Source organism: Enterobacter sp. UNJFSC 003, assembly GCF_036903355.1.
In the GTDB taxonomy this organism is placed as follows: domain Bacteria; phylum Pseudomonadota; class Gammaproteobacteria; order Enterobacterales; family Enterobacteriaceae; genus Enterobacter.
Window position 1 is genome coordinate 21120 of the sequence record NZ_JBAKHK010000005.1, and the last position, 15172, is coordinate 36291.

Genomic DNA, 15172 nt, shown 5'->3' on the forward strand with positions numbered 1-15172 from the left:
TTAGCATGAAGCCGTCCGTCATTTTGTATAAAGCACTCCCTGAAGATCTGCAGAAACGCCTGGAAGAACACTTCACCGTCACTCAGGTGAAGAACCTCAGCCCGGATACCGTGGCGCAGCACGCCGAGGCATTTGCCAGCGCCGAAGGCCTGCTGGGGTCAAGCGAGAAAGTGGATGTCGCTTTGCTGGACAAAATGCCGAAGCTTCGTGCTACGTCTACCGTTTCCGTGGGTTATGACAACTTCGACGTTGATGCCCTCAACACACGCAAAATTCTGCTGATGCATACACCGCATGCGCTGACCGAGACGGTGGCCGATACGCTGATGGCGTTGGTGTTGACCACTGCCCGCCGTGTAGTGGAAGTGGCCGAGCGCGTTAAAGCTGGCGAATGGACAAAGAGCATTGGCCCAGACTGGTTCGGCGTTGACGTACACGGTAAAACGCTAGGGATTGTTGGCATGGGCCGTATCGGCCTTGCGCTGGCACAGCGCGCACATTTTGGCTTTAACATGCCGATTCTGTACAACGCACGCCGTCATCACAGTGAGGCGGAAGAGCGCTTCAATGCGCGATACTGCGAGTTAGACACGCTGTTACAGGAGGCGGATTATGTCTGCCTGATACTGCCGCTGACGGACGAAACCCATCATCTGATTGGCAAAACGGCATTTGAGAAAATGAAGAAGTCGGCCATTTTCATCAACGCAGGTCGCGGCCCGGTAGTAGATGAAAAAGCATTAATTGAAGCACTGCAAGGAGGTGAGATTCACGCCGCAGGCCTGGACGTCTTTGAACAGGAGCCGCTGCCGGACGATTCCCCTTTGCTAACGCTGCCCAACGTTGTCGCCCTGCCCCATATTGGATCGGCAACCCATGAAACGCGCTACAACATGGCGGCTACCGCAGTGGATAACCTGATTGCGGCGCTGGGCGGAAAAGTTGAGAAGAACTGTGTTAACCCGCAGGTTCAGAAGTAGAAACGAAAAAACCCGCCAAAAGGCGGGTTTTTAGAATTTTTGCTACTGGGTTGGAAGCTTACAGGCTTACAACGTTACCAGCTGCTGGGCCTTTAGCGCCGCTTTCGATGGTGAAGGAAACTTTCTGACCTTCGTCCAGAGATTTGTAGCCTTCGTTCTGGATAGCAGAGAAGTGTACGAACACGTCTTTTGAACCATCGTCAGGAGTGATGAAGCCGAAACCTTTATCAGCGTTGAACCATTTTACCAGACCAGTCATTTTACCAGACATAGAAATTACCTTATTAAAATATATTGTGCCTTCCGGCTTGATGGGTTGCGTTACAGATTTCTAAGCGATGAAGGAAGGGTCACTACGAAGGGTATCTATGGATAACAATCTGGACTGCTTTACTAAACTGCTTTAGGTCTGTGTAACAAACCGACGCAGATAGTTATACCGATGTGGTAGATGAATGACAAGCTTTATTTTCACTATATATAAAAAACCCCGCAGTGAGCGGGGTTTCATTTCTTATTCGGTCGCGGCGACCGCCGCGCTCCAGGCCTGACTGAAGGCCTGATGCTGGGACGCCAACGGCCCAATCAGCGTGTTGTACTGACTCGCCTGTTGAGACGTCGGGAACTGAATCCCGTTAGAGACGAAGCTCACCTGAGTGCCCTGCGCGGAGATGAAATCCCCTACCTGTACCAGCTGCTGAGTAAATATCTGTGCGGCTGGAATCAGCGGTTGCATCGCGTCAGAAGGTTTGGTCACCACTTTCTCATAAACCTTGTCAAAGACCGGCTTGAGATCGTCGCCCTGCTTCAGCGCAGAACGCGAAGCATCGGCCTGCATTTTCGCATTCTGCAACTGCTGGCTCAGCACGCCAAGCGCTCCGTTAGACTGACGCAGAGGTTCACGCTGGGTCATGTAGTCCTGAGGCACACGGATAGCGTTCACGCTATCCAGCACCGGACGCAGACCAGAGTCCATCGCCTGACTCACCTGCTGTGAGTATCCATACAGAATGGCGTAATCAGACACGAATGGACCAAACTGTTTTTTCTGATCCGCAGTTAGCGTTGGTAAACGCTCGCCGCTGCGCATCACTGTATTCTGCAGAAAATCGATAAACGCTTTGCGCTGATCGCCTTCTTTATCGAAACACCCACTCAGGCTAACAACCATCAATAACGCCGCAATAGGCGCAAACCAGCGAGAGCAGGACTTTCCTGTCGCCATTTTATTACTCCTTTCACCCAAAAAAGCGCACACCGGCACACGCGTGCCCAACGCTGACAAGGATAGTCCAGGTCCGGCCTGCAAGATACTCTTTTCATGCAAAACGGCTATTGCCGTTTTCTTGCTTACCATTTACAAAAAAATACCTACCGACGCCGATATATGGTTAATCAGCTAATTAGCATAACTATCCAGAGTGCTGAAACGCATAAAGCGATCGTTACCGCACGATTAATCACATGCGTGACGATCCCGCCTGCGTATTAGAGGCTATTCTTAACTGGCTCTCTGATGTTCTTGATCCCCGTGTGTGATTTAAGAGGAGTTCTCAATGGAATATAAAGATCCTGAGTTTGAGCTGCTGAGCAGCCTGGAACAGATTATTTTTAAAGATGTACCGCAGACGATTACTCTGCAAAATAAGCCCAATCCCTTTACAGAATTTGAGCAATTGCGCAAAGGGTCAGGCCTCAAAAATGATGAATTCGCCAGAGCAATGGGTGTCAGTGTGGCCATGGTGCTTGAGTGGGAGTCAAAACGCGAAAAACCCACACCAGCCGAGCTAAAACTGATGCGCCTGATTCAGGCCAACCCTGTACTCAGCAAGCATATCGCCTAGTATCCGTTTGAATGCCCCCGCACCTGCGGGGGTTTATGTTTAAAGGCTTGTACAACGCCACCCCGATATTTCCCACCTAAGCTCATGCGTCAAATTTAATTTACTCAAAAACGCGTCATCGTGAGATACCACTACCAACGCCCCAGGAAAACCGGCCAGCGCCGCTTCAATGGCCTGAACCGATGCCAGATCCAGATGGTTAGTTGGTTCATCCAGCAGCAGAAGCTGCGTGGCCTTTTCCCGCCATAGTACGCAGGCCAGCGCCGCTTTCAGGCGTTCACCGCCGCTGAGCGCGGCGAGCGGCAACATGACCTTATCTGCACCAAGCTGAAGCTGTGCTAAACGGGTCCGCAGTGGGCCCTCTTCCAGCGGCGTATTGCTCAGGTTGAGATGCGTCATAACGGATTGCGAAAGATCCAGCTGAGAAAGATGCTGATCGAGATATGCGCAGGTTACCGACACCCTGCAATGACCCGACCGCAGCGGGGTTTCGCCGAGGATCGCTTTTAACAGCGTCGATTTCCCACAGCCGTTCGGCCCTTTTAGCGCAACACGCATCGGCCCGTTCATGCGCCAGTTAAGAGGTGGAACATCCGCGTAGGGCAGGACCACTTCCTCCAGCACCAGTATCTGTTTCCCCTCCGCAATCTGGCTTCCCGGTAGGGTAAACAATACCGGGTTAGCCTCTTCAACCCGTTCACGCGCTTTATTCACCGCAGCATTCAGCGCCTCATTCCGATCGCTATGCTGTTTCTTCCAGGAACCAATACGTTCTTTTGCGGACATTTTGTATTTTACCCGCTCAAACGACGCGATATTAAGGGTATCTACCGTGCGTAATGTTTTTGCCGAACGCCTCTGGCTGTCGTCATGTTCTTTATGCATTCGCGCGCGCGTACGTTTACGCTCGGTTGCCGCATGCTCCAGCGCCGCGCGAGCAGCATGCTGTTCGGCATCGCGCTGGGTTTGATAGTCAGCGTAATTTCCCCCGTAGCTCCGCAGGCCTGCGGCACTCAGTTCCAGAATACGCAGAACTTGCGCCAGTAGCTCACGGTCATGGGAGGCCACCAGCACCCCGCCCTGGTAGCGGGAAAGCTGGTCGTAGAACCACTCCCGGCCTTGTCTGTCGAGATGATTGGTGGGTTCGTCCAGCAGCAGATAATCCGCACCGGCCGTAAATGCACCGCAGAGCAGAGCGCGAATGCGCTCTCCGCCGCTGAGTTCTGTGGCAGGTTTATCAGGATCAAACGCCGGGAGTTTGGCATGGCAAAATGCGTCACTCAGGCGTTCAGGTAAATCCCAATATCCGTCGAGCGTTTCCAGATCGTCAGGCAGATAATTACCGCTGTCGATGCGCTTACGTGCCGCAAAAATCTGCTGATATCCAAGCAGGTCAGCAAGCGTGGTCTGAGGGGAAATATCGTGCTGCTGCGCGACATAGACGTGCGTACCAGCGCGCTCAATATGACCGCTGGCAGGCTCTTCAATGCCCGCAAGTAAGCGTAACAGCCGTGTTTTTCCGCTGCCGTTACGACCAACCAGCGCGCACAGCGTCGCCTCCAGGGATAAATTCAGCGGACCAAAAAGGGTATCGCCCGTCGCAAACTGACAGGTGACCTGATGCAAAATAAAAGAAGGGGACTGCGCAAAATGAGCCATAAGCACTCCTGAATGAAATCAAAACATCCCCTGCCGACGCGGTAGCGTTTAGCAAGGAGCGAAATTCATCAGTCGTGTTTGTTCATTTTTGGGGGGCGCTCCAGAGCGAGAAAGATAACGGGAATAAGGATAGCGGTAATTTGCTGACCATTTCAAGGTTAAATTTTCAGCAGCACGGTATAAAAAAACCCGCCGAAGCGGGTTTTTTTATACCTGTAGGCCCGTGCAAGCGACAGGCAAAGGCACTTACTGCAGCAGCGAAATATCCGCTACGCGCAGGAACAGCTCGCGCAGTTTCTCGAGCATAGAGAGACGGTTAATACGCAGATCTTTATCTTCGACGTTCACCATTACTTTCTCGAAGAAGGCGTCGATGACTTCACGCAGTTCAGCCAGTTCCACCAGCGCTTCCTGGTAGCGGCCCTCCGCGAAATACGGTTCCAGCTTGTCACGCAGTACAACAACCTGCATCGCCAGCGCGATCTCTTCCGGCTCTTTCAGCGTTGCGGCGTTAACACGCTCGTTCAGCGTTTCGTCGGATTTCGCCAGGATATTGGATACACGCTTGTTGGCCGCAGCCAGGGCTGATGCCGCTTCCAGCGTACGGAAGTGGGAAACCGCCTTCATACGCGCATCGAAATCGGCCGGACGCGTTGGACGACGTGCCAGCACCGCCTGAATGGTATCGACGGTGTAGCCTTCGTCCTGATACCAGGCGCGGAAGCGACCGAGCATAAAGTCGATCACGTCATCCACGACTTTCGCGTTGGTCAGCTTGTCACCGTACAGACGCACCGCTTCTTCGGTCAGCGTCTGCAAATCCAGGTTCAGGTTCTTCTCGACGATGATACGCAGCACGCCGAGCGCAGCACGACGCAGCGCGAACGGGTCTTTATCACCTTTTGGATGCTGACCAATACCGAAGATACCCGCCAGGGTGTCCATTTTATCGGCGATCGCGACGGCACAGGCAACCGGGTTAGATGGCAAATCATCACCCGCAAAGCGCGGCTGATACTGCTCGTTCAGAGCAACAGCCACATCTTCCGCTTCGCCATCGTGACGCGCGTAGTGCATCCCCATCACGCCCTGGGTGTCCGTAAATTCGAACACCATGTTGGTCATCAGGTCACACTTGGACAGCAGTCCTGCACGAGTCGCATGATTCACGTCCGCACCGATTTCACGGGCGATCCAGCCGGAAAGCTCCGCGATACGATCGGTTTTGTCGCGAAGCGTACCCAGTTGCTGCTGGAACAGTACGGTCTGCAGGCGCGGCAGGTTGTCTTCAAGACGCTTTTTACGGTCGGTATTGAAGAAGAATTCTGCATCCGCCAGACGCGGACGCACCACTTTCTCGTTACCGGAGATAATCTGGATCGGATCTTTAGATTCGATGTTTGCCACGAAGATGAAGTTCGGCAGCAGCTTGCCGTCGTTGGCATAAACCGGGAAGTACTTCTGGTCACCCTTCATGGTGTACACCAGCGCTTCTGCCGGAACCGCGAGGAATTTCTCCTCAAACTTCGCGGTCAGCACAACTGGCCATTCGACCAGAGAGGTTACTTCTTCCAGCAGGCTTTCGCTCAAATCAGCGTTACCACCAATCTGACGCGCCGCTTCTTCCGCGTCTGCCTTGATTTTGGCCTTACGCAGTTCGTAGTCGGCAATGACTTTACCGCGTTCCAGCAGGATCTGCGGGTACTGATCGGCATTGTCGATGGTGAATTCCGGTTCACCCATAAAGCGGTGGCCGCGGATCACACGATCGGACGCCACACCCAGAATGGTGGCAGGGATGACGGTATCACCCAGCAGTAGAGTCACGGTATGGACCGGACGCACGAAGTGAACGTCCGACGCGCCCCAGCGCATCAGTTTTGGAATAGGCAGCTTGGCCAGTGAGGTTGCCACCATGTTTGGCAGCAGCGCTTCTGCGCTCTCACCCCTCACGTGGGCACGATACAGCAACCATTCGCCTTTATCGGTGGTCAGACGCTCGGCCTGGTCTACGGTGATACCGCAACCACGTGCCCAGCCTTCTGCCGCTTTGCTCGGTTTGCCATCCGCGTCGAACGCCTGAGCAATCGCCGGACCACGTTTTTCCACTTCACGATCTGGCTGCGATGCAGCCAGGTTTGCCACTTTCAGCGCCAGACGACGCGGTGCAGCAAACCATTCAATTTTGCCGTGCGCCAGGCCAGCGTTATCCAGCTCGGCAGTCACGTTCGCAGCGAAAGATTCAGCCAGGCTGCGCAGGGCTTTTGGTGGTAGCTCTTCAGTGCCGATTTCCACCAGGAAAGTTTTCTCAGACATGGCCGCCTCTTATTTGTTTCGGTTGCACATCGGGAAGCCAAGGGCTTCACGGGACGCATAGTAAGCTTCTGCAACGGCTTTGGTCAGGGTACGAATACGCAGAATGTAGCGCTGACGTTCAGTCACGGAGATGGCTTTGCGGGCGTCCAGCAGGTTGAAGCTGTGGGCGGCCTTCAGAATACGCTCGTAAGCAGGCAGCGGCAGTGGAGTTTCCAGCGCCAGCAGCTGCTGCGCTTCTTTCTCGTACTGCTCAAAGCAGGTGAACAGGAAGTCCACGTCTGCGTATTCGAAGTTATAGGTGGATTGCTCCACTTCGTTCTGATGGAACACGTCACCGTAGGTGGTTTTACCCAGTGGGCCGTCGCTCCAGACCAGGTCGTAAACGCTGTCTACGCCCTGAATATACATGGCCAGACGTTCCAGACCGTAGGTGATTTCACCGGTAATCGGTTTACATTCCAGACCGCCAACCTGCTGGAAGTAAGTGAACTGAGTCACTTCCATACCGTTCAGCCACACTTCCCAACCCAGACCCCAGGCACCCAGCGTTGGGTTTTCCCAGTTGTCTTCCACGAAGCGAATGTCGTGAATAGTGGGATCCATACCCAGCTCTTTCAGTGACCCGAGGTACAGTTCCTGAATATTATCCGGCGATGGCTTAATCACCACCTGGAACTGATAGTAGTGCTGCAGACGGTTCGGGTTTTCGCCATAGCGGCCATCGGTCGGACGACGGGATGGCTGCACATAAGCGGTCGCCATAGGCTCCGGCCCCAACGCGCGCAGGCTGGTCATCGGGTGTGAGGTGCCTGCGCCAACTTCCATGTCCAAAGGTTGAACAATGGTGCAGCCCTGACGAGCCCAGTAATCCTGTAAGGTCAGGATCAGGCCCTGGAAGGTCTTGGTATCAAACTTTTGCATAGTATTTCGTGCTGGATACGTGTGGTTTTAAATGGAAGGGATCAGTATACCCGCTGGCTGCAAGATATACAGTACGAAACGGGGTTGTTTAGGGAAAATTGGGAAATAAGCCTTTGCGCCAGAACGCAGAAAGCGTCTGGCTGCTGATTATACGAGCACGTTAGCGCATAGAGAGATGTAAAAACTGGCCGTCCGCATCAAACGAACAGACAAAGCCCTCTTTACGAGAGGTATGGCCCCGCAGCTCATAGCTTCCCTGAAAGCGCTCAAAGCCGGTGACGTCAATATCCTGCGCCTCAGCGTTATAGCGGCGAGCCGCCCGATCTTTGCAAAGCTGCTCCATAGTCAGGGAGCGTTCCGGGCTCACTTTACCCTGCTGCGCTTTTTGCACAGGAGGTTGTTGCGACGCGCTACAGCCTGCCAGCATGACCAGCAGAAAGAGTGACATCACACGCTTCATCATCATTTTTATTACCGCCTTGTTCAGTGGCTGTTATTTTTAGTATCAAAGCTTTTATAGATTATGGTCAGGCATTCTGCGAATCTCGCGGCCTTCGTACAAGCTCACTGAATGAAACTCAGATTTTTCTAAGGGAAGACTTTCAGACAATGACAGTCTCACTCTTTTTATCAGATGTAAGAGGAACTGATGCAGTCAAAAATTAACTGGATTGATAACCTGCGAGGAATAGCCTGTCTGATGGTGGTGATGATCCACACAACGACCTGGTATGTCACAAACGCGCACAGTATCAGCCCCGTTAACTGGGATATTGCCAATATTCTCAACTCCGCCTCGCGGGTGAGCGTGCCGCTGTTCTTTATGATTTCCGGCTTTCTGTTTTTTGGCGAGCGTAGCGCACAGCCAAGGCATTTCGTACGCATTGCCTCCTGTCTGGGATTCTATAGCGTCGTCGCACTACTGTATATCACGCTGTTTACCTCGATTAACGCCGGGCTCTCGCTGAAATATCTGCTGCAAAAACCGGTGTTTTATCACCTGTGGTTTTTCTTCGCCATTATCGTTATCTATATGGTGTCACCGCTGATTCAGGTAAAAACCGTCAGTGGAAAGATGCTGCTGGCATTGATGGTGGTGATTGGCGTGATAGCAAACCCAAATACCGTCTCACAGAAAATTGACGGCTTCGAATGGCTGCCGGTTAATCTCTACATAAACGGCGACACCTTTTACTACGTGCTATACGGTATGCTGGGGCGCGCTATCGGCATGATGAATACCCAAAAACGCGGCATAAACTGGCTTTGCGGCGTGCTGTTTATCCTTGGCGTGGTTGTAATTTCACGCGGGACGCTGCACGAACTTCAATGGCGTGGAAATTTTGCCGATACCTGGTATCTCTACTGCGGCCCGATGGTCTTTATTTGCGCAGTGTCTCTGCTAACACTGGTTAAAAATACCCTGAACGATCGCCCGCTTCCTCTCCTGGGCTTCATCTCGCACCACTCTCTGGGGATTTATGGCTTCCACGCGCTGGTAATCCATGCCCTACGCACCCGAGGCATTGAACTCAAAAGCTGGCCGATGCTGGATATCGTCTGGATCTTTGCCGCTACGTTGCTCGTGAGCTTAATGCTGTCGATACTGCTGCAAAAAATAGATACCCGTCGCTTTGTTAGCTAACGCTGCGCAGCCGGGCACGATGAAACTGGCGCGGGGAGGAAAACCCCGCCGCCAGCGACGCCTGTTCAACGCCACGCCCCTGCACAAGCCACTGTTCAGCCACCGCCAGCCGCAGCTGCTCCAGATAATCCCGAACGCTGATTCCTAAATGCGCCTGAAAAAGCCGGGTCAAATGGCGCGGGCTGACGTGCGCCTGCGCCGCGATATCCAGCACACGCCATGCTTTTTGCGGTTCGGCGGTGAGTACATCCTGTGCACGATGAATGGCAGGGTGAATATGGTTTCGGTAGCGTAACCAGGGCGAAAGTTGCGGATCGTCACCAGACCGGCGGAACCAGACCACCATCTCCCGCGCCACGGCCAGGGCTTTTTCCGGCCCACGCAGACGGTTAATCATATGCAGCGCCAGATCGATGCCAGACGTTATCCCGGCGCTGGTCCAGATATTCTCATCCTGCACGAATATCCGGTTTTCTTTGATCGTCGCCGTTGGGGCGGCCGAGCGCAAACGGCCAATGACATCGTGATGAGTAGTACACTGCCGGCCATTCAGTAAGCCCGATTTCGCCGCCAGAAGCGCCCCGGAGCAGACGCACATGAGCGAAATCTCCTGACGCTGAATCTGTGGCTGAAGGCGCATCAGCCAGTGCTGAATGCGCTGTGCCTGCGGTGTGGAGAACTGGTGTCGGGAGTCACTCACGCCAGGCAATACCAGCAAGCTCCCTTTTGGCAGATTTTCCGGCAACGGCTGGATGCCGCTCATTGTCAGGCCAATCGACGTCGGGACGTCCGGTTGCGGGCCGATGTAGTGCAGGCGAAATGCATCGCCTGCCAGTACAAAGGTTTCTGCCGGGCCGGTCATGTCTAATGACAATATCCCGGGCAACATAACGAACCAGACGTCGATACGCATTACAGTGACTCCAGCGTCCCCGCTACCGTTTTAATATCGGCAAAACGCCCCGCCAACACCGTCTCAGTGCGATGGCGAAGTTCGTCAGCGCTTAGGGTAATCCCGTTGTGCGTCATCGGAAACGTCAGCGTTGCCTCACTCACAAAGGTCACAGCATAGCCCAGATCGGAGGCAACCCGCGCGGTTGTTTCGCAGCACTGCTCGGTGCGAATACCACACACGATAAGCTGGTTAATATCACGTTCGCGCAGCCAGCGATCGAGCCCCGTATCCGTAAACGCGTTGTGAACGTGCTTTTGGAAGATAACAGCAGTCTGATGACGTAAAAAGGACATGGGTTTGACATAGCCACTTTGCAGTGAGAAAGGGCCCTCTTCGTCGACATGAAAGATATCAATAATGGGGATACCACGCGACTCGCAGCCGTCAATCAGCCCCAGCATCGCCTGCTGAAAGGCGGGAATGTCCTGCTCCTGCCAGTACTCCCGGTGATGGAAAGACTGTTGGGTATCGATGTTGAGTAATGCAATGCGTGACATGATGGTTCTCCTCGCCAGTGGGTATAACCCTATCCTGGCGAGGAAATGAGAGCACGAACAGACCAAAAAAGGACATCCTCGTGCTTGTTCCAGACAATCGCAATTTATGACATCAGCGGCAGCAACTGCTGGTAAATTTTGCGGAACACGTCGCGCCTTTCCGCATAACGCGCATGCCGTGTGGCATCAGGTATGTGCGCCTGCTCAAGCTCAAGCTGCGGCAACAGCTCTGTAAGCGGCATGTTCGGGTTCACGGCTATCTGTGCGAGGCGTGCCGCACCGAGCGCAGGCCCTACATCACCCCCGGTACGATAGTCCAGCTTCAATCCGCTGATATCAGATAGCATTTGTCGCCAATAGCGGCTTCGTGCTCCGCCGCCAATGAGCGTAATGCTGGATGGCTTCAGGCCGCAGTCATGCACAACGTCCATCCCATCCGCCAGGGCATACCCCACTCCCTCCAGTACCGCGCGCGCCAGTTCAGCCGGGCCGTGCTGATGGGTAAGTCCAAAGAATACCCCTTTCGCTTCCGGGTTGTTATGCGGCGTGCGCTCGCCGGAAAGATAAGGCAAAAACCAGACGGTACCTGCGTTTTCGTCCGCCTGTTGCGCTGCAGCAATCAGAGCCGGAACATCAGCCATTCCGGTGAGCTTCGCTGCCCAGTCAAGGCAGGAGGCAGCGCTCAGCATTACCGACATCAGATGCCATTTTCCAGGCAGCGCATGACAAAAACTGTGAACCGCGCTTTCAGGGTTACTACGATATCCGTCGCTGACGGCAAAATAGACGCCCGAGGTTCCCAGCGAGAGCATCGCCTGCCCGGCGTCGACCATGCCCACACCGACGGCCCCCGCCGCGTTATCGCCGCCTCCGGCGACCACCGGAACGGCAGGCATATGCCAGCGTTCAGCAATAGACGGAGCGAGCGTACCCGTTATTTCACTGCCTTCAAAAAGCGCAGGCATATGATCGCGAGTCAGATGGCAGGCAGTGAGCATCACCTCGCTCCAGTCGCGTTTTGCCACGTCGAGCCACATCGTGCCCGCCGCGTCGGACATATCACTGGCGAAATCACCCGTCATGCGAAAGCGCAGATAATCTTTAGGCAGTAATACTTTCTCCACCTGTCGGAAAACCTCCGGCTCATGGCGTTGTACCCACAGTAATTTTGGTGCGGTAAAACCCGGCATCATCAGGTTGCCAGTGATCTCACGAGAATTAGGGACGCGCGCCTCAAGGATTGCACACTCTTCTGCACAGCGACCATCGTTCCAGAGGATCGCGGGGCGCAACACGTGATGCCGACTGTCCAACAGCGTTGCACCATGCATTTGCCCGGCAATACCCAGCGCTTTAACGCCGCGCAGGCTGTGCTGTTCACCTAAGGCTTTGATTGCGCGATCCGTCGCCTGCCACCATTGTTCCGGGTCCTGCTCCGACCATAACGGATGCGGACGTGAAACCTGCAGTTTTTCTGTCTGCGTTGCTAACACGTCGCCCTGTTCACTCAACAGGATGGCTTTCACACCCGATGTGCCAAGATCAATCCCGATATACATTGCGGTGACTCCTTTAACAGAAATGCCCGGTGGCGTTTCGCTAACCGGGCCTACGTTCTTTTATCCTCAACTATCTGTTATTTATCGAACAGATAATGATTGACCAAATTTTCCAGCAACTCCTGATGTCCGCTCTGATGCTGCGGTGCCAGCTGATGTTGTTCAGCGTACTTCGCGATCTCAGCGAGCGATAACTGCCCTTTCAAAATTTGCTGACCCAGCTCACTGTTCCAGCCGCTATAACGCTTCGCCACGCGCTTATCCAGCTCGCCGTCTTCGATCATGCGGGCCGCCACTTTCAGCGCCAGCGCCATGGTATCCATTGCCCCGATATGGCCATAGAACAGATCGTATTTGTCGGTACTTTGACGACGTACTTTGGCATCGAAGTTCAGCCCGCCGGTGGTGAAGCCACCCGCTTTGATAATTTCATACATCACCAGCGCATTCTCTTCCACGCTGATCGGGAACTGATCGGTATCCCAGCCCAGCTGCGGATCGCCGCGGTTAGCATCCACAGATCCGAAGATACCCAGGGCAATCGCAGAAGCAATTTCATGGTGGAAAGAGTGACCTGCAAGCGTCGCGTGGTTTGCCTCAATGTTTACTTTGATCTCTTTTTCCAGACCAAACTGCTTCAGGAAGCCGTACACGGTTGCAACGTCATAATCATACTGGTGCTTGGTGGGTTCCTGCGGCTTCGGTTCAATCAGCAGCGTGCCGCGGAAGCCAATTTTGTGCTTATGGTCGACAACCATTTGCATAAAGCGGCCAATCTGCTCACGCTCCTGACGCAGGTCGGTGTTCAGCAGGGTTTCATAACCTTCACGGCCGCCCCACAGTACGTAGTTTTCGCCGCCCAACTGATGCGTCGCGTTCATGGCGGTGACCACCTGCGTTGCCGCCCAGCTAAACACTTCTGGATCCGGGTTGGTTGCCGCCCCTGCGCCGTAGCGTGGATTGGTGAAGCAGTTTGCCGTGCCCCACAGCAGCTTCACGCCGCTTTGCTGCTGTTTTTCAGCCAGCACATCCACCATCTGCGCGAAATTGTTCATATATTCTTTCAGTGACGCGCCTTCTGGTGAGACATCCACATCGTGGAAGCAGTAGTACGGCACGTTCAGCTTGTGGAAGAACTCAAAGGCGACATCCGCTTTACGCTTCGCCAGCTCAATGGCCTCGCCCGGCTGCTGCCACGGACGGTCAAAGGAACCCACACCGAACATATCGGCTCCATTCCAGCAGAAGGTATGCCAGTAGCAGGCGGCAAAGCGCAGATGATCTTCCATGCGCTTACCCAGAACCAGCTCATCCGGGTTGTAGTGACGAAATGCTAAAGGATTGGTTGATTTCGGGCCTTCGTAACGAACGCGATCGAGTTGGTCGAAATAAGCTTGCATATTGAGCTCCATAATCAGGGTATGCGGCGAGTCATTGATACTGGAGTAATAGTGAATACACATTCCGGGTTGCTCAATTACGTTATTTCACACTGCTATTGAGAGAATGCACAACTGTGCGCTAGCTCGCAAAATAAAGCGCAGGCAAACTATTTTTCGGCGTTTATTCCAGAATCAAATGTAATTAATAGGTTACGCATTTTAAAACCCGATCGCGGTCATAAATTCAGAAATAAACCAAATATCATAATGGGAAGATAAAAATCTGTAATTGCCAGCGGGCCTTTCCACGTTAAAAATTTGCTGCGTCTCAGCAGTGAATGTTTCTTTTATCTCAGCGACACATACCCCTACAAAAAGGCCTAATAATTATGAAGATAAAGAACCTGTCCCTTACACTCTGCACTTCTCTCCTGCTTGCGAGCTTTGCCGGGCACGCCAAAGAGGTCAAAATCGGTATGGCGATTGACGACCTGCGCCTGGAGCGCTGGCAAAAAGATCGCGATATTTTTGTGAAAAAAGCGGAATCACTTGGCGCAAACGTCTTTGTTCAGTCGGCAAACGGCAACGAAGAAACGCAAATGTCGCAAATCGAAAATATGATCAACCGAGGCGTCGATGTGCTGGTGATTATCCCGTACAACGGCCAGGTATTAAGTAATGTGGTGAAAGAAGCCAAACAAGAGGGCATAAAAGTTCTGGCCTACGACCGTATGATTAATAATGCGGACATTGATTATTATATTTCTTTCGACAATGAAAAAGTCGGCGAATTACAAGCCAAAAGCCTGGTCGATAAAGTGCCTCAGGGGAATTATTTCCTGATGGGTGGCTCGCCGGTAGACAACAACGCCAAACTGTTCCGCCAGGGGCAAATGAAAGTCCTGAAACCGTATATCGATGACGGCAAGATTAAAGTGGTCGGCGATCAGTGGGCTGACGGATGGCTGCCGGAAAACGCGCTGAAAATTATGGAAAATGCGTTAACCGCCAACAACAACAAAATTGACGCCGTTGTCGCCTCTAACGATGCCACCGCAGGCGGCGCCATTCAGGCACTTAGCGCCCAAGGTCTGGCGGGGAAAGTCGCCATTTCCGGTCAGGATGCCGATCTCGCCGGGGTAAAACGCATCATTGCGGGTACGCAGACCATGACGGTTTACAAACCCATCACCGAACTTGCTAACACCGCAGCCGAAATTGCCGTTGAGCTGGGGAATGGTCAGCAACCTAAAGCAGACGCCTCTCTGAACAACGGGCTGAAGGATGTTCCCTCACGTCTGCTCACACCAATTGAAGTCAATAAAGAGAACATTGACGCCACCGTGATTAAAGACGGATTCCACAAAAAGAGTGAACTGTAATCCAGCGCTGCCCCTGCCCTGCGGGGGCGCAC

The 15172-nt window shown here is 53.4% G+C and carries 14 protein-coding genes; 4 read left to right on the forward strand and 10 right to left on the reverse strand.

Annotated elements, in window-relative coordinates; genetic code table 11:
• The first annotated feature begins 5 nt into the window (after nucleotides 1–5).
• Complete coding sequence (gene ghrB, locus V5P19_RS13930) at nucleotides 6–980, forward strand: glyoxylate/hydroxypyruvate reductase GhrB (RefSeq protein ID WP_334404217.1); 975 nt, start codon at nucleotides 6–8, stop codon at nucleotides 978–980.
• A gap of 58 nt (nucleotides 981–1038) precedes the next feature.
• Here the strand turns inward: ghrB and cspA are convergent, their stop codons facing one another.
• Nucleotides 1039–1251, reverse strand: a complete 213-nt coding sequence (gene cspA, locus V5P19_RS13935; protein WP_006177792.1) for an RNA chaperone/antiterminator CspA — start codon at nucleotides 1249–1251, stop codon at nucleotides 1039–1041.
• A 243-nt stretch (nucleotides 1252–1494) separates the two neighbouring features.
• The gene (locus V5P19_RS13940) at nucleotides 1495–2205 is read right to left on the reverse strand and encodes a DUF3053 domain-containing protein (RefSeq protein WP_334404222.1); all 711 of its coding nucleotides are present in this window, start codon (nucleotides 2203–2205) and stop codon (nucleotides 1495–1497) included.
• Nucleotides 2206–2536: 331 nt separating this feature from the next.
• On the opposite strand from V5P19_RS13940, the gene V5P19_RS13945 reads away from it, so the two are divergent.
• Nucleotides 2537–2824 (forward strand): HTH-type transcriptional regulator, encoded by a 288-nt coding sequence (locus V5P19_RS13945; protein ID WP_334404224.1) that lies wholly within the window; start codon nucleotides 2537–2539, stop codon nucleotides 2822–2824.
• A gap of 39 nt (nucleotides 2825–2863) precedes the next feature.
• Here the strand turns inward: V5P19_RS13945 and V5P19_RS13950 are convergent, their stop codons facing one another.
• The 4 genes from V5P19_RS13950 to V5P19_RS13965 form a co-directional block, all read right to left on the reverse strand.
• Entirely contained in the window at nucleotides 2864–4483 is a 1620-nt protein-coding gene (locus V5P19_RS13950) for an ABC-F family ATP-binding cassette domain-containing protein (protein WP_334404226.1), read from the reverse strand.
• Between the two features lie 246 nt (nucleotides 4484–4729).
• Complete coding sequence (glyS, locus tag V5P19_RS13955; protein ID WP_334404228.1) at nucleotides 4730–6799, reverse strand: glycine--tRNA ligase subunit beta; 2070 nt, start codon at nucleotides 6797–6799, stop codon at nucleotides 4730–4732.
• A gap of 9 nt (nucleotides 6800–6808) precedes the next feature.
• Nucleotides 6809–7720 carry a glycine--tRNA ligase subunit alpha gene (glyQ, locus tag V5P19_RS13960; protein WP_003860141.1) on the reverse strand — a complete coding sequence of 304 codons (912 nt, stop codon included), beginning with the start codon at nucleotides 7718–7720 and terminating at the stop codon, nucleotides 6809–6811.
• 160 nt (nucleotides 7721–7880) lie between these two features.
• Nucleotides 7881–8186, reverse strand: coding sequence for a YsaB family lipoprotein (locus tag V5P19_RS13965; RefSeq protein WP_334404230.1), 306 nt, complete (start codon nucleotides 8184–8186; stop codon nucleotides 7881–7883).
• A 183-nt stretch (nucleotides 8187–8369) separates the two neighbouring features.
• Here V5P19_RS13965 and V5P19_RS13970 point away from each other — a divergent pair, with 183 nt between their 5' ends.
• The gene (locus tag V5P19_RS13970) at nucleotides 8370–9365 is read left to right on the forward strand and encodes an acyltransferase (protein WP_334404232.1); all 996 of its coding nucleotides are present in this window, start codon (nucleotides 8370–8372) and stop codon (nucleotides 9363–9365) included.
• Here V5P19_RS13970 and V5P19_RS13975 read toward each other — a convergent pair.
• The 4 genes from V5P19_RS13975 to xylA all read right to left on the reverse strand — a co-directional run bounded on the left by V5P19_RS13975 (nucleotide 9358) and on the right by xylA (nucleotide 13776).
• Nucleotides 9358–10278 carry a helix-turn-helix domain-containing protein gene (locus V5P19_RS13975; RefSeq protein WP_334404234.1) on the reverse strand — a complete coding sequence of 307 codons (921 nt, stop codon included), beginning with the start codon at nucleotides 10276–10278 and terminating at the stop codon, nucleotides 9358–9360. The genes V5P19_RS13970 and V5P19_RS13975 overlap by 8 nt on opposite strands.
• Nucleotides 10278–10817: an isochorismatase family protein gene (locus tag V5P19_RS13980; RefSeq protein ID WP_334404236.1), complete on the reverse strand. Its 540-nt coding sequence runs from the start codon at nucleotides 10815–10817 to the stop codon at nucleotides 10278–10280. The genes V5P19_RS13975 and V5P19_RS13980 overlap by 1 nt, the downstream gene beginning before the upstream one ends.
• Nucleotides 10818–10921: 104 nt before the next feature.
• Nucleotides 10922–12376 carry a xylulokinase gene (xylB, locus tag V5P19_RS13985; protein WP_334404238.1) on the reverse strand — a complete coding sequence of 485 codons (1455 nt, stop codon included), beginning with the start codon at nucleotides 12374–12376 and terminating at the stop codon, nucleotides 10922–10924.
• 77 nt (nucleotides 12377–12453) lie between these two features.
• On the reverse strand, nucleotides 12454–13776 hold the full coding sequence (gene xylA / locus V5P19_RS13990) for a xylose isomerase (RefSeq protein ID WP_334404240.1): 1323 nt from the start codon (nucleotides 13774–13776) through the stop codon (nucleotides 12454–12456).
• Between the two features lie 371 nt (nucleotides 13777–14147).
• On the opposite strand from xylA, the gene xylF reads away from it, so the two are divergent.
• Nucleotides 14148–15140, forward strand: a complete 993-nt coding sequence (gene xylF / locus V5P19_RS13995; RefSeq protein ID WP_334404242.1) for a D-xylose ABC transporter substrate-binding protein — start codon at nucleotides 14148–14150, stop codon at nucleotides 15138–15140.
• The last annotated feature ends 32 nt before the right edge of the window (nucleotides 15141–15172 follow it).

Bases quoted from the DNA above. Each gene is read 5' to 3' on its own strand.
- V5P19_RS13970 (WP_334404232.1), top strand. From the start codon at position 8,370: ATGCAGTCAAAAATTAACTGGATTGATAACCTGCGAGGAATAGCCTGT.
- V5P19_RS13975 (WP_334404234.1), bottom strand. From the start codon at position 10,278: ATGCGTATCGACGTCTGGTTCGTTATGTTGCCCGGGATATTGTCATTA.
- V5P19_RS13965 (WP_334404230.1), bottom strand. From the start codon at position 8,186: ATGATGATGAAGCGTGTGATGTCACTCTTTCTGCTGGTCATGCTGGCA.
- ghrB (WP_334404217.1), top strand. From the start codon at position 6: ATGAAGCCGTCCGTCATTTTGTATAAAGCACTCCCTGAAGATCTGCAG.
- V5P19_RS13940 (WP_334404222.1), bottom strand. From the start codon at position 2,205: ATGGCGACAGGAAAGTCCTGCTCTCGCTGGTTTGCGCCTATTGCGGCG.
- xylB (WP_334404238.1), bottom strand. From the start codon at position 12,376: ATGTATATCGGGATTGATCTTGGCACATCGGGTGTGAAAGCCATCCTG.
- glyQ (WP_003860141.1), bottom strand. From the start codon at position 7,720: ATGCAAAAGTTTGATACCAAGACCTTCCAGGGCCTGATCCTGACCTTA.
- xylF (WP_334404242.1), top strand. From the start codon at position 14,148: ATGAAGATAAAGAACCTGTCCCTTACACTCTGCACTTCTCTCCTGCTT.
- glyS (WP_334404228.1), bottom strand. From the start codon at position 6,799: ATGTCTGAGAAAACTTTCCTGGTGGAAATCGGCACTGAAGAGCTACCA.
- xylA (WP_334404240.1), bottom strand. From the start codon at position 13,776: ATGCAAGCTTATTTCGACCAACTCGATCGCGTTCGTTACGAAGGCCCG.
- V5P19_RS13980 (WP_334404236.1), bottom strand. From the start codon at position 10,817: ATGTCACGCATTGCATTACTCAACATCGATACCCAACAGTCTTTCCAT.
- cspA (WP_006177792.1), bottom strand. From the start codon at position 1,251: ATGTCTGGTAAAATGACTGGTCTGGTAAAATGGTTCAACGCTGATAAA.
- V5P19_RS13945 (WP_334404224.1), top strand. From the start codon at position 2,537: ATGGAATATAAAGATCCTGAGTTTGAGCTGCTGAGCAGCCTGGAACAG.
- V5P19_RS13950 (WP_334404226.1), bottom strand. From the start codon at position 4,483: ATGGCTCATTTTGCGCAGTCCCCTTCTTTTATTTTGCATCAGGTCACC.